This is a genomic window from Massilia sp. X63, assembly GCF_041023745.1.
GTDB lineage: Bacteria > Pseudomonadota > Gammaproteobacteria > Burkholderiales > Burkholderiaceae_D > Telluria.
This window is the reverse complement of record NZ_JBFTEF010000008.1, coordinates 210049-222818: the sequence shown is the minus strand read 5'-3', so window position 1 is coordinate 222818 and position 12770 is coordinate 210049. Positions and strand designations below refer to the sequence as shown.

Below are 12770 nucleotides of genomic sequence, written 5' to 3'. Positions count from 1 at the left end.
GAAAGCGGCTCAACCACTGGCGAAAGCGGCTGTGGTAGGCGTTCACATTCTGGACGTGGATCGCGCCGGCGGCGCTCCGGCGTAGGCGTATCCCTGCGCGCAAGTCGACCGCCTGGTGCGCAATGCCATGCTGGCGGGCGAAGGCCCGATAGGCAGCATACCCGTCGCTGACCAGGAGTACTTGCCGGTCGAGCCTGGGCAGCAGGTGGCGCGTTAGTTGCGCGGCCGTCAGCGCGCCGCGGCCGACCACGGCATCGATGGTCTGCCCGCCGCGGTCGCGCGCCACCAGGATGCAGTCGAGCTCGCGCGAGATCCCGCGCCGGCCGGCGCGTCCGCCGCGCTTGCGCGCCGGACGGTTCAGCTTTTTCGCGCCTTTTTGCGACTCCAGCAGGAATATCTCGTCGGCCTCGGCAATGCCATTGAGCAGTTGCGGGCGGTCATGCTTGGCGCGCTCGAGAAAGCGGTGGCGCCAGCGAAAGGCCGTGTTGCGGTGCACGCCAACCTGGCTGGCTGCAGCCCGCACCGACGTCGAGGCCAGGACCGTGCCCAGGTAATCCAGCCATTTGTCGCGCCGCCGCAGGCGCGCCAGCGGTGTGCCGCTCAGGTCGTTATAGGTGCGCCTGCATGCGCGGCAGCGGTAGCGTGGCAGGCCATTGGCTTGTCCGTGCCGGTGGTACCGTTCACAGGCGCAAGCCGGACAGCGCCGCTGCGCCGCGCCAAGCTGGCTGATCAGCGCCACCACCTGCGCCAGGCCGGCTGCCGGCTGCAGGGCGGCCAGCGTGTGCAGGCGCTGTGGCAGGTTCAGTGCCGGCAGTCTGGCAAACCACTTCTTGAACTGAGGCGCACGCATGCTCGTTTCCCGGTGGTGGAGACCGGTGTTCGACCATGAAACAGCTCAGCAGTTCAAACCTCATCCATAGCGAAGGATGACAGCGCCAAAACAAAAGGCACCCGCAGGTGCCTTCGATCTCGAAATCGGACGCGATCAGTGTGCGCACATGGCGCGGTCCAGCTGGCCCATCCACGGTTCGGTGACCTCGCGGATCGCGCGGTCGTTGGCCATCAGCTGCTTGATCAGGTCGATCTTGCGCTGGCGCTTGGCGCCGTCCAGTGCCGGCACGCCGCCGATCGCCGCGCCTGCCGCGACGCTGGCCTGCACGTTCAGCCTGTCGAAACCCGTCCAGTCGCCCGCTTCGGCGGCGCACTTCATCTGGCTGCTGAGGCCAGCGAGGTTTTCGTACATCGAGAGGGCGTCGTTCGGGGTCATGTGAGCACCAGGGCAGTAAACACCGGCCGGATTGCCGGGTATCCAGGACATTTACGGATGGGCTTTCGGGAACTTTAGGGTGTTTTTGAAAAATTTTTAAAATATTTTTCAACGGACATGAATGTTGCTACTCTTGCACGTTCAGTCGGCCTGCGCCCGAATGCCTCTGCCATTCCCCGGTTTTGGCAGTCTGGCCCCGTTTTTTGCAGTCTGTCGCAATCCGGGCGCAGGCGACGTCGCGCTTTCTTACAGTGCGTGCTGGGTTCTTGCGCCGAGGAGCGCAGGGCCGCACCTATACGACACCAATAAAAACAGCTTAGAGAGAGACCTTATGAGAGACATGCCAGTCGCCCGGGCTGCCAAGGCGCTCGCCTCGGTCGCGTTGGTCCTGGGCGCCGCCACGGCGCAGGCCGAGGCGCCGTTTTCTTTCGCGGCCACGCCCGGCAAGCTGCCGAAGGACGTGGTCCCGCTCCAGTACACGGCCCACATCATGCCGGACGTCGGCGCGAACAGCTTCCGCGGCACCCAGACGGTCGAGATCGAGGTCCTGAAGCCGACCTCGACCATCATGCTGAACGCCGACAACATGCAGATCGACAGCGCCAGCCTGGCGGGCGGGAACATCGGCACGCTCAGGCTCGACCCGATCCTCGACAAGCAGCAGCAGACCCTGCGCTTTCAGCTGGCCCAGCCGCTGGCGCCGGGTAAGTACGAGCTGGCCCTGGCCTTCCGCGGCCAGATCAACCGCGAAGGGCGCGGCCTGTTCTACGTGAACTACAAGGCCGGCGGCCAGGAGAAGAAGCTGATCGCCACCACGATGGCGCCGACCGATGCGCGCCGCATGCTCCCGACCTGGGACGAACCGGCCTTCCGCGCCCGCTTCAAGCTCACGGTCGACGTGCCCGGCAATTTCCAGGCCTATTCGACCACGCCGATCGAGAAGCGCGAAGCGATGGCTGGCGGCATGCAGCGCATCAGCTTCGGCAACACGCCGAAGATGCCCAGCTACCTGGTGGTGCTGGTGGCGGGCGAGCTGGAGCGCCTGTCGAGCAAGCAGGACGGCGTCGACATCGGCATCGTGACCACCGAGGGCAAGCTGAACTCGGCCAGCTTCCCGCTGGCCGCCACCCGCGACCTGCTGCGCTACTACAACCATTACTTCGGCATCCGCTACCCGCTGCCCAAGCTGGACCAGATCGCGATCCCGGGCGGCTTCAACGGCGCCATGGAGAACTGGGGCGCCATCGTCTACAACGAGCCGACCCTGCTGTACGACCCGAAGAAGAGTCCGGAAAAGCTCAAGAAGTTCACCTTCAACATCAATGCCCACGAAGTGGCGCACCAGTGGTTCGGCAACCTGGTCACCATGGCCTGGTGGGACAACTTGTGGCTCAACGAGGGTTTTGCTTCGTGGATGGCGGCCAAGGCCACCCAGCACTTCCATCCCGAATGGCGGCCCTACCTGGAAGCCATGGCCGAGCGCGAATACGTGATGAACCTGGACGCGCGCAAGACCACCCACCCGATCCAGACCCGCATCGACACCGAAGAGCAGGCCGCCGCCGCCTTCGATGCGATCACCTACATGAAGGGCCAGGCCTTCCTGCGCATGCTGGAAGCCTACCTGGGCGAAGACGCCTTCCGCAAGGGCATGCGCGCCTACATGGCCAGGCACCAGTACTCCAACACCACGTCAGCCGACCTGTGGGCGGCGCTGGAAAAGGCGTCCGGCAAGCCGGTCGGGAAGCTGGCCTCGGACTGGACGCTGCAGCCGGGCTTCCCGCTGATCCGCGTGGAGCAGGCCTGCGAGGACGGCAAGCGCAAGGTCACGCTGTCGCAGGAACAGTACCGCCTGGACGAGCCGCCCAGGCAGCTGCGCCTGTGGAACGTGCCGCTGCAGGTCGGCACCGTCAACGGCAAGGCCTGGACCACGCTGCTGACCGGCCCGAGCGCCACGCTGACCCAGGCCAGCTGCGAAGGCACGCTGGTGGTCGACCCGCACAGCGTCGGCTACTTCCGCGTGCAGTACGACCCCGCCAGCTTCCGCGCGCTGGCCGAGCAGGCGCCGCGCCTGCCCGACAGCACGCGCCTGAAGCTCCTTTCCGATACCTGGAGCTTCGCATCGAACGGCCGCATGCCGCTGGCCGGCTACCTCGACCTGGTGCGCACCTACGGCGACGAGCCGCGGGTGGCGGTCTGGGACGCGATCCTGTCCAACCTGCGCACGCTCGACGCGCTGGCGCGCGGCGAGCCGGAGCAGGCGCTGATCCGCCGCTTCCTGATCGGCTTCGCGCGGCCGAAGTTCGAGCGGCTCGGCTGGGAAGAAAAGCCGGGCGAGACCGCCGAGGACACCCAGCTGCGCGGCATGCTGGCGAGCGCGCTGGCGCGCGCCGGCGACCCGCAGGCGATCGCCGAGGGCAAGGCCAGGTTCGCGCGCTACCTCGAGGCCCCGTCCTCGGTGCCGCCGTCGATGATCGACTTCGTCACCGGCACCGCCGGACGCTATGCCGACAAGGCCACCTACGAGGCCCTGGCCGCGCGCGCCGCCAACGCCCCGACCAGCGAGGAGCGCAACCGCTTCGGCCGCGCCTTGAGCGCCGCCCAGGATCCCCAGCTGGCCGCGCGCACCCTGCAGTCGCTGCTCTCGCCCCAGACCCCACCGGACCTGGTGCCCTACATCGTGGGCGGCGTCGCCGCCGAGCACCTCGACCAGACCTGGAACTTCGCCATCGCCCACCGCGAGGCCTTGCTGGACAACATGGAGTCGCTGGGCCGCAACAGCCTGTTCGCCAGCATCGTCGCCTCGTCCGCCAACCCGGCGCACGCCGAGATGATGGAAGCCTACATGCGCAAGAACTTCGGTCCGGACGGCGTTGTCGAAGCCGAGCGCGTCGGCAACGGCGTGCGCATCCGCGCCGACCAGAAGGCGCGCCTGCTGCCGCAGGTGCGCGCCGCCCTGCAGTAAGACCAAGATCATTACCGAGAGAAGGGAAGCCATGAAAACCAGCTGGACCTTGAACAAGACCGCCGTCGCCCTGGCGCTGTGCGGCGCCTTTGCCATTGCGCCTGCCCACGCGGCCGGACAAGCCGCCGGCGCCGTTGCCGCCAAGCCCGACGCCAAGCCCGCCGCCGCCACCGTGCTGCCGGGCGACGACTTCTACGCCTGGGCCAACGGCGAGTGGATGGCCAAGACCGAGATCCCGGCCGACCGCGGCGCCTGGGGCGCAATGTACGCGCTGGCCGAGGAGACCAATGCCCGCATCGTCAAGCTGATCGAGGAAGCGGCGGCCGGCAAGCCCGCCGGCAGCGAGGCGCGCAAGGTGGCCGACTTCTACACCGCTTACATGAACGAAGCGGCGATCGAGTCCGCCGGCCTGGCCGCGCTCAAGCCGCGCCTGGACAGGATCGAGGCCATCAAGGACCGTGCCGCGCTGTCGCGCGTGCTGGGCGAATTCCTGCGCGCCGACGTCGACCCGTTGAACGCCACCAACTTCAACACCCCGAACCTGTTCGGCGTGTGGTTCAACCAGGGTTTGACCGATCCATCCCATAACTTCGCCTACATCCTGCAGGGCGGCATCGGCCTGCCGGACCGCGCCTACTATCTCGACAACAACCCGAAGATGGCCGAGCTGCGCAGCAAGTACCAGCAGTACATCGGCGCCATGCTCAAGCTGGCCGGCTACGACAATGCCGAGGCGCGCGCCGCGAAGATCTTCGCGTTGGAGTCGGAACTGGCCCAGAGCCACGCCACTCGCGAAGAATCGGCCGACATCCAGAAGGCCAACAATCCCTGGAGCATGAAGGACTTCGCCGCCAAGGCCCCCGGCATGGACTGGAAGGCCTTCATGCAGGGCGCCCGCCTGGCCGGCCAGGACCGCTTCATCGCCTACCACCCGGGCGCCATCAAGGGCGCGGCCCGGCAGGTGGCGGCCACCGACCTGGCTACCTGGAAGGATTACCTGGCCTTCCACAGCCTGAACCAGTTCGCCAGCACGCTGCCCAAGGCCTATGGCGACCTGCGTTTCGAGTTCTACGGCAAGGGCCTGACCGGCTCGCCGCAGCAGTCGCCGCGCTGGAAGCGGGCGCTGGCGGCCACCAATAGCGCCATGGAAGAAGCGGTCGGCAAGATGTACGTGGACAAGTACTTCCCGGGCGAGAACAAGGCCCACATCCAGAAGATGGTGGCCAACATCAAGCAAGCCTTCGAGCGCCGCATCGACAAGCTCGACTGGATGGCGCCGTCGACCCGCGCCCAGGCCAAGGACAAGGTGCGCACCATGTACGTGGGCGTGGGCTATCCCGACAGCTGGCAGTCCTACGCAGGCCTGCAGGTCTCGCCGAAGGACGCGCTGGGCAACGTGATGCGCGCGCAGGAATTCCACTACACCCAGCAGCTCGCCAAGCTCAAGCAGAAGCCGAAGAAGACCGAGTGGGCGATGCCGCCGCAACTGGTCAACGCGGTCAACCTGCCGCTGCAGAACGCGCTGAACTTCCCGGCCGCGATCCTGCAGCCGCCCTTCTATGATCCGAAGGCCTCGGACGCCCACAACTACGGCGCGATCGGCTCGGTGATCGGCCACGAGATCAGCCACAGCTTCGACGACATGGGCGCCCAGTTCGACGCCCAGGGCCGCCTGCGCGACTGGTGGACCAAGGAAGACCTGGCCCACTTCAAGCAAGCCTCGCAGAAGCTGGTGGAGCAGTACAACGCCTACAAGCCTTTCGACGACCTGGCCATCAACGGCCAGCTGACGCTGAGCGAGAACCTGTCCGACCTGGCCGGCCTGGCCGCGGCCTACGACGCCTTCAAGTTCTCGCCGAGCGGCAAGGGTACCGGCGTCGAAGCCGACCGCCAGTTCTTCACCGGCTTCGCCCAGAGCTGGCGCACCAAGATGCGCGAAGCATCGCTGCGCCGCAACGTGCTCACCGACGGCCATTCGCCGGGCCAGTACCGCACCTACACCGTGCGCAACCTGGACCCGTGGTACAAGGCCTTCGACGTGCAGCCGGGGCAGCAGCTGTACCTGGCGCCGGAACAGCGGGTGCGGGTCTGGTGATGGGGTAGGGCGGGATGCGCGGCGACACCGGATCTCGCCGGATCTCGCCTTCAGCTGCGATACCGTCGTCCCGGCGCAGGCCGGGGCGACGTGGTCGTGCAGCGAACCAGCGGAGCGGCATGACAGTTCGCAGCGATTGGCCGGATAATGCCGCCATGAACCCCGACGACATCTCCCGCCGCACCCTGGCCCATTATGAGCACAACGCCGAGGCCTTCTTCGCCGGCACCATCGACCACGACGTCAGCCAGAACGTCGCGGCCCTGCTCGGCGCCATCGAGGCGCCGGCGCCCTGGACCATCCTCGACCTGGGTTGCGGTCCCGGCCGCGACCTCAAGACCTTTACCGCGCTCGGCCACAAAGCCATCGGCCTGGACGGCAGCAGCCGCTTCGCCGAGATGGCGCGCGCTTATAGCGGCTGCGAGGTCTGGCGCCAGGACTTCCTGCACCTGGACTTGCCGCCGGCCATGTTCGACGGCATTTTTGCCAACGCGTCGCTGTTCCACGTGCCGAGCGCCGCCTTGCCGGCGGTACTCGCGCAGCTGCACGCCACGCTGAAACCCGGCGGCGTCCTGTTCAGCTCGAACCCGCGCGGCGACAACCGCGAAGGCTGGAACGGCCCGCGTTACGGCAGCTACCACGACTACGCGGCCTGGAAGCGCTACCTGACCGCCGCCGGCTTTATTCCCCTGCATCACTACTACCGCCCGCCCGGCCTGCCGCGCGCCCAGCAGCCCTGGCTGGCCAGCGTCTGGCGCAAGCCAGTGTGTTAACTGGCGTACAGAGTTGCACTGCAATGAAGCCTAGGGTGGGACTTCGTTTCACGCACAAAAGAGGTGATTGACATGAATGACGATCAAATCAAGGGCAAGGCCAAGGACGTCGGCGGCAAGATCCAGGAGAAGGTCGGCGAAGCCGTCGGCAACCGCCAGGCCCAGCGCGAAGGCCTGTCCAAGCAGGCCGAAGGCAAGGTGCAGGAAAAAGTGGGCGACGTGAAGGATATCGTCAAGGGCAAGCGCTGAACCCTGCCGCTCCATGAAAAAGCCGCGCATTGCGCGGCTTTTTCGTTCCTGCTCAGGCCGGAGTTCGCTTCTGCGCCGGCCGGTCGCCCAGCACGTCTTCGATGTAGAGCATCTTGACCAGCACCGCCAGCCCGGCCGCCAGCGGCGTCGCCAGCGCCACCCCGGCAAAGCCGAACAGGGTGCCGAACACCAGCTGCATCACGATCACCAGCGCCGGCGGCAGGTCCACGGCCTTGGCTTCGATCAGTGGCTGCAGCACATAGCCTTCCACCAGCTGGATGCCGACGAACAGCAGCACCGTGTACAGCGCCAGGTCCGGGCTGATCGACAGCGCTAGCAGCACCGCCGGCACGCCGGCCATCACCGGGCCGAGATAGGGGATGAAGTCGAGCAGGCCGGCGATGATGCCGAGGATCAGCGCCAGCGGCACGCCCAGCATGCTCAAGCCGATCGAGGTGGCCACGCCGACGATCAGCATCGAGGCGGCCTTGCCCAGCAGCCAGCTGGACAGCGTGTTTCCCAGCTCCTGCTGTACTTCGCGCGCGCGACTGCGTCGGGTCTTTGGAATCAGGCGGATCACGCCTGTCGTATAGGTGTGCGGACTCGCTGCAAAATAAATGCCCACGAACAGGATGATGACGACGTTGCCCAGTGCGCCGATCACGCCGCCGAAGAACAGGCCCGCGTTCGGCACCATATTGCCCATTTGCTTGACGATCTGCTCGGGCGGCGGCAACTCCGCCACGACGCGCTTCATGAGGGGATGCTGCTCGACCGTCGTCTTCAAGCGCTCGACCGCAGCCGGCACTTCCTTGGCCAGCTTGCTGGACTGCTCGGAAACCTGCGGCGCCATGACCCAGCTGCCGATCCCGACGATGGCCAGCAGCGCCACCACGACAATCACCAGCGCGACACGCCGATGCATGGGGAAGCGCTGCGCCAGCATGTCACTCAACTTGTAGAGGAGAATGGCGCACAGGATGCAGGCAAAGATCAGCAGCAATGCATCGGCGGCCAGCACGACCGCGGCGGCGAGGGCGATGAACAGGATGGCGATTCCGCTGATCATGCTGACCCGCTTGGCATCCCGGCGTTGCGCGGGCGGTGCTTCGGCGGCGTGTTCGTTCCGGTTGTCGTTCATGCTGGGGCCTTTCAAGGTGTGGTCGTGTTGACAATACGTTAGCATTGTCAGCGCCTTAAAGTCGCGCCAATACTGACATTTGTGTAATGTGCGGACGCGAACAGAAGGGCAGCGAAAGCCGCCGTATTCTGTACTCGTGCATGGCCATCCGGGCATGTGAAACTAAGGAGAAGACCATGATCAACGAAAATCAAGTCAAGGGCAAACTGAAAGAAATCGGTGGCAAGATCCAGGAAGAATTTGGTGATGCGATCGACAGCCCAACCCAGGAAGCCAAGGGCCAGGCGACCAAGGTCGAAGGCCAGGCGCAGAAGAAGGTGGGCGACGTTCAGGAAAAGGTGGAAGACAAGCTGGACGACGTTGCGCGCCGCCCGCACTGATTCGCTGTTCACGCGTCGACAACAGCCACCCGAGTGCGGCTGTTGTTGTTTCAGGGCGCCACAATGCAAAACAGCCGCCCGGAGGCGGCTGTTTTGCTTCAGGAGAACACCAGCTTACTTCGCCGCCGTTCCGTCCAGGTTCTTCTTGAAGAAGGCCTCGATCAGCCCGTACACGTGGCGCTGGTTGACCTTGCCCGAGATGCCGTGCTTGGCGCCCGGATAGGTCATCAGGTCGAACTGCACGTTGCGCTTGACCAGTTCGTCGATCAGGCGCGTGGTGTTGGTGAACAGCACGTTGTCGTCGGCCATGCCGTGGATCAGCAGGAGCGGCGACTTCATGCCGTCCAGGTGCGCGAACACGCCGCTGCGCTGGTAGGCTTCCGGATCCGACTTCGGCGTGCCGCCCACGAACTGCTCGGTGTAGTGGGTGTCGTACAGCGACCAGTCGGTTACCGGGGCCACCGACACGCCCATCGCGATCTTGTCCGAGGCTGCCGACAGCAGGCGCAGGGTCATGAAGCCGCCATAGCTCCAGCCGAACACGCCGACGCGCTTCGGATCGACGAAGCTCTGCTGGTTCAGCCAGTCGATGCCGGTCACCTGATCTTCCACTTCGACCGCGCCGAGCTTGCCGTAGAGAGCGTCGGTGAAGACGCGCTCGCGGCGGCTCGAGCCGCGGTTATCCAGGGTGAACACCACGAAGCCCTGCTGCGCCATGTACTGGTTGAAGTAAGCGCCCCAGGTACGGGTCACGCGCTGCGAGTGCGGGCCGCCGTAGGTGAACAGAAAGACCGGGTAACGCTTGCTGGCATCGAAGTTGGCCGGCTTGATCATCGAGTAGTGCAGCGTCTGGCCATCCTTGGCCTTGATGCTGCCGTATTCGGTGGGCAGGTGGTCCGGCAGGTACTTCGCGTAAGGATGGTTGGCGTTCAGTTCGTTCTTTTCCAGCCATTCCACCATCGTGCCGTCGGCACGGCGGATCGACACCTGGGGCGGGGTCTGCGGGTTCGAGTAGGTGTCGACGAAGATCTTGCCGTTGCCTGCGAACGCGGCCTCGTGCCAGCCGTCGCCGCTGGTGATGCGCACCGGCTTGTCGGCGTTCTTGCCGTCCAGGTTCAGAGCGTAGGTCTGCTTGTCGATCACGGCGTCCTTGTTGGATGCGACGTAGACCTTGCCGGCGGCTTCATCGACCGCCAGGATGTTATCGACGCCCCATTCGCCTTTCGACAGCGGGTACTGCAGCTTGCCGTCCATGCCGTACAGGTACAGGTGGTTGCGGCCGCTGCGTTCGGAAGCCCAGATGAAGGCCTTCTTGTTCTTCAGGAAGCGCAGGTCGTTGTGGATGCTGACCCAGGTCTTCGAGGTTTCGGCCAGCAGCGGGCGCTGGGCCAGGGTGTCGACGTCCACGGCGATCAGGTCGAGGCGCTTCTGGTCGCGCGTCTGGCGCTGGTAGACCAGGGTCTTGGCGTCGGCGCTGAAGTCGGCGCGCACCAGGTAGATGTCCTTCTCGGCGCCGAGGTCGACCTTGCGCTGCTGGCCGGTGGCCGGGTTCACGATCATCAGCTCGATCAGCACGTTCGGGTCCCCGGCGGCCGGGTAGTGCTGGTCGATCACTTCGGTGCGGTCGGCGAAGATCTCGAAGCGGCGCACCACCGGGACCGGTTTTTCGTCGTAGCGGCGGTAGGCGATCGCGGAATCGTCCGGCGCCCAGTAGTAGCCGGTGTGCTGGTCCATCTCTTCCTGGGCGACGAATTCGGCCTCGCCGTTGTGGATGGTGCCCTTGCCGTCGGTGGTCAGCTGGCGCTCGGCGCCGGTCTGCAGGTCGATCACGACCAGGTTCTGGTTGCGCACGAAGGAGACGTAGCGGCCCTTCGGCGAGATCTTCGGATCGATCACGTTGCCCGACGCAACCTTGCGCGCGGCTTCCGGCCTGGCGACGTCGACCAGGTACAGGTCGCCGCCGATCGGCACCAGCAGCTGCCTGCCGTCCGGCGACCAGTAATAGTTGAGGATGCCCGACAGGCCGGCGGTACGGGCCCGTTCGCGGCGTGCTTTTTCCTCGAGCGACAGCTCCTCGTTCGGCACCAGGCGCTTGGAATCGACCAGGCGCTGGGTGCTCTTGGTCTTCATGTTGTATTCCCACAGGTCCTGCTGGTACTGGTTGTCGGCACGGCCGCGCAGGAAGGTGACGCGTTCGCCGTCCGGCGAGACGCGCAGGTTCTTCACGCTGGCGCCGGCCAGGGCCGGATCGCCGTAGATACGGTCCAGCGTGAGGCGTTCGGCCGCAGCGGGAGCGGCCGCGAGGGCGACCGCGAGAGCGGTCGAAAGGAGCAGGAGAGGGCGCATGGAGTGTCTCTGGTATAAGTTAATTTGCGACAACTGCGGAACGATACCAGAGACGGACCCGAAAAGCTGTAATTACACCTGTGCCTGCTGTAGCCGGTCGCCCTGGCCCGCAGCCTCGCGGATGCGGCGGCGCGCCAGTTTCTCGAACGACCAGGTCAGCAGCACCGCCGCCACCGTCAGTGCGATCACCAGCCCGATCCAGAAGCCGGTGGTCGACATCGGCGCGTCCGGCGTCCATGGGAACCAGGCCGGCGCCAGGCCCAGGATGCAGCCCAGCGGCAGCGAGACGCCCCAGAAGGCGAGCAGCTGGATGATCATCGGCGCACGCGTTACCTGGTAGCCGCGGATCGCCGAGGCGGTGGCGACCTGGGTGGCGTCGGACAGCTGGAACAGCGCAGCGAACAGCAGCAGGTGGGCGCAGGCGGCCTGCACCGCCGGATCGGAGGTGTAGGCGGCCGCGATCTCCCAGCGGAACAGGGCGATGCAGAGCGCCGACAGCGCGCCGAGCGTCACCGACATGCCGACGCCGACCCAGCCCACGAAGCGGGCGCGCACCGGATTGCCTTCGCCCATGGCCTGGCCGACGCGGGTCATCATGCCGATCGAGAGACTGAGTGGCACCATGAAGGTCAGCGAAGAAAAATTCAGTGCCACCTGGTGCGAGGACACGGCGACCACGCCGAAGCGCGCCACCAGCAGGCTGATCAGGCCGAAGGCGCTGACCTCGGCAAAATAGGTAACGCCGATCGGCAGGCCGAGGCGCAGCATGGCCCCGATTTCCTTGCGGTCCGGGCCCTCCCAGCCGGTGAACGGATAGGTCATGCGGTAGGCCGGCGACCGCTTGATCCACAACACCATGGCGCCCAGCACCAGCCACATGCCGACCGCGGTCGACACCGCGCAGCCCACCGCACCCAGTTGCGGGAAGCCCCAGTTGCCGTACACCAGCAGCCAGTTCGAGAGCACGTTGAAGACCAGGCCGAAGATCGCGATCCACATGATCGGCTTGGTCTGGTTGATGCTGGTGGTGTAGCCATATAACGCGCGGTAGCAGGCGAAGGCCGGCATGCCGAAGCTGATCACGTGCAGGAACAGCGAAGCGCGGTCGGCCACGTGTTGTTCCAGGCCGACGTGATCGAACAGCAGGGTGCACAGGTTGGCGAATAGCATGGCGACCAGGCCCACCAGCAAGCCTTTCCACAGCGACTGGCGTACCGAATGCGGAATCTGGTCGTAGCGCGCCGCCCCGATCTCGTGGGCGACCACGGTGTTAATCGCCATCATGGTGCCCATCACGGTCACCAGGACGATCGACCATACCGAGGTGCCGAGCGAGACGGCGGCCAGCTCCTCGGCGCTGACGTGGCCGGTCATCGCGACGTCGGCCACGCCCATGCCCACGGTGGCCAGCTGGCCGACCAGCATCGGCCAGGACAGGCGCCACAGCGTGGCAATTTCGGAGCGCACCGGAGCGATGTGGGCGGATGAGACAGTGGTGGCGGTCATGGCGGTCTGCTGATGGTACTGGAAAGCCCGCCATTTTACTGACTAAGT

Annotated in this window: 10 protein-coding genes; 5 read left to right on the top strand and 5 right to left on the bottom strand. The window is 65.7% G+C overall.

All coding sequences use genetic code 11. The features are described 5' to 3' along the window. Nucleotides 1-850: IS1595 family transposase (locus AB3347_RS17380; RefSeq protein ID WP_369093041.1), on the bottom strand; the 850-nt coding region annotated here is incomplete at its 3' end. Nucleotides 851-985: 135 nt separating this feature from the next. Then, the gene (locus AB3347_RS17375) at nucleotides 986-1267 is read right to left on the bottom strand and encodes a flagellar protein FliT (RefSeq protein ID WP_369093040.1); all 282 of its coding nucleotides are present in this window, start codon (nucleotides 1265-1267) and stop codon (nucleotides 986-988) included. A 340-nt stretch (nucleotides 1268-1607) separates the two neighbouring features. Between AB3347_RS17375 and AB3347_RS17370 the strand changes: the two genes are divergently transcribed. The 4 genes from AB3347_RS17370 (at nucleotide 1608) to AB3347_RS17355 (ending at nucleotide 7349) form a co-directional block, all read left to right on the top strand. Continuing rightward, a complete protein-coding gene (locus AB3347_RS17370; RefSeq protein WP_369093039.1) occupies nucleotides 1608-4232 on the top strand; it encodes a M1 family metallopeptidase in 2625 nt (874 codons plus the stop codon). Nucleotides 4233-4263: 31 nt separating this feature from the next. Beyond that, the gene (locus AB3347_RS17365) at nucleotides 4264-6327 is read left to right on the top strand and encodes a M13 family metallopeptidase (RefSeq protein WP_369093038.1); all 2064 of its coding nucleotides are present in this window, start codon (nucleotides 4264-4266) and stop codon (nucleotides 6325-6327) included. Nucleotides 6328-6482: 155 nt separating this feature from the next. Further along, the gene (locus AB3347_RS17360; protein WP_369093037.1) at nucleotides 6483-7100 is read left to right on the top strand and encodes a class I SAM-dependent methyltransferase; all 618 of its coding nucleotides are present in this window, start codon (nucleotides 6483-6485) and stop codon (nucleotides 7098-7100) included. 72 nt (nucleotides 7101-7172) lie between these two features. After that, a complete protein-coding gene (locus AB3347_RS17355; protein ID WP_369093036.1) occupies nucleotides 7173-7349 on the top strand; it encodes a CsbD family protein in 177 nt (58 codons plus the stop codon). Between the two features lie 52 nt (nucleotides 7350-7401). Here the strand turns inward: AB3347_RS17355 and AB3347_RS17350 are convergent, their stop codons facing one another. After that, nucleotides 7402-8490, bottom strand: coding sequence for an AI-2E family transporter (locus AB3347_RS17350; protein WP_369093035.1), 1089 nt, complete (start codon nucleotides 8488-8490; stop codon nucleotides 7402-7404). Nucleotides 8491-8669: 179 nt separating this feature from the next. Here AB3347_RS17350 and AB3347_RS17345 point away from each other — a divergent pair, with 179 nt between their 5' ends. Then, on the top strand, nucleotides 8670-8870 hold the full coding sequence (locus tag AB3347_RS17345) for a CsbD family protein (RefSeq protein WP_369093050.1): 201 nt from the start codon (nucleotides 8670-8672) through the stop codon (nucleotides 8868-8870). Between the two features lie 114 nt (nucleotides 8871-8984). Here AB3347_RS17345 and AB3347_RS17340 read toward each other — a convergent pair whose 3' ends face one another. Next, nucleotides 8985-11216 carry an alpha/beta fold hydrolase gene (locus tag AB3347_RS17340; protein WP_369093034.1) on the bottom strand — a complete coding sequence of 744 codons (2232 nt, stop codon included), beginning with the start codon at nucleotides 11214-11216 and terminating at the stop codon, nucleotides 8985-8987. A gap of 72 nt (nucleotides 11217-11288) precedes the next feature. After that, a complete protein-coding gene (locus tag AB3347_RS17335) occupies nucleotides 11289-12722 on the bottom strand; it encodes an MATE family efflux transporter (protein WP_369093033.1) in 1434 nt (477 codons plus the stop codon). Between the last annotated feature and the right edge of the window lie 48 nt (nucleotides 12723-12770).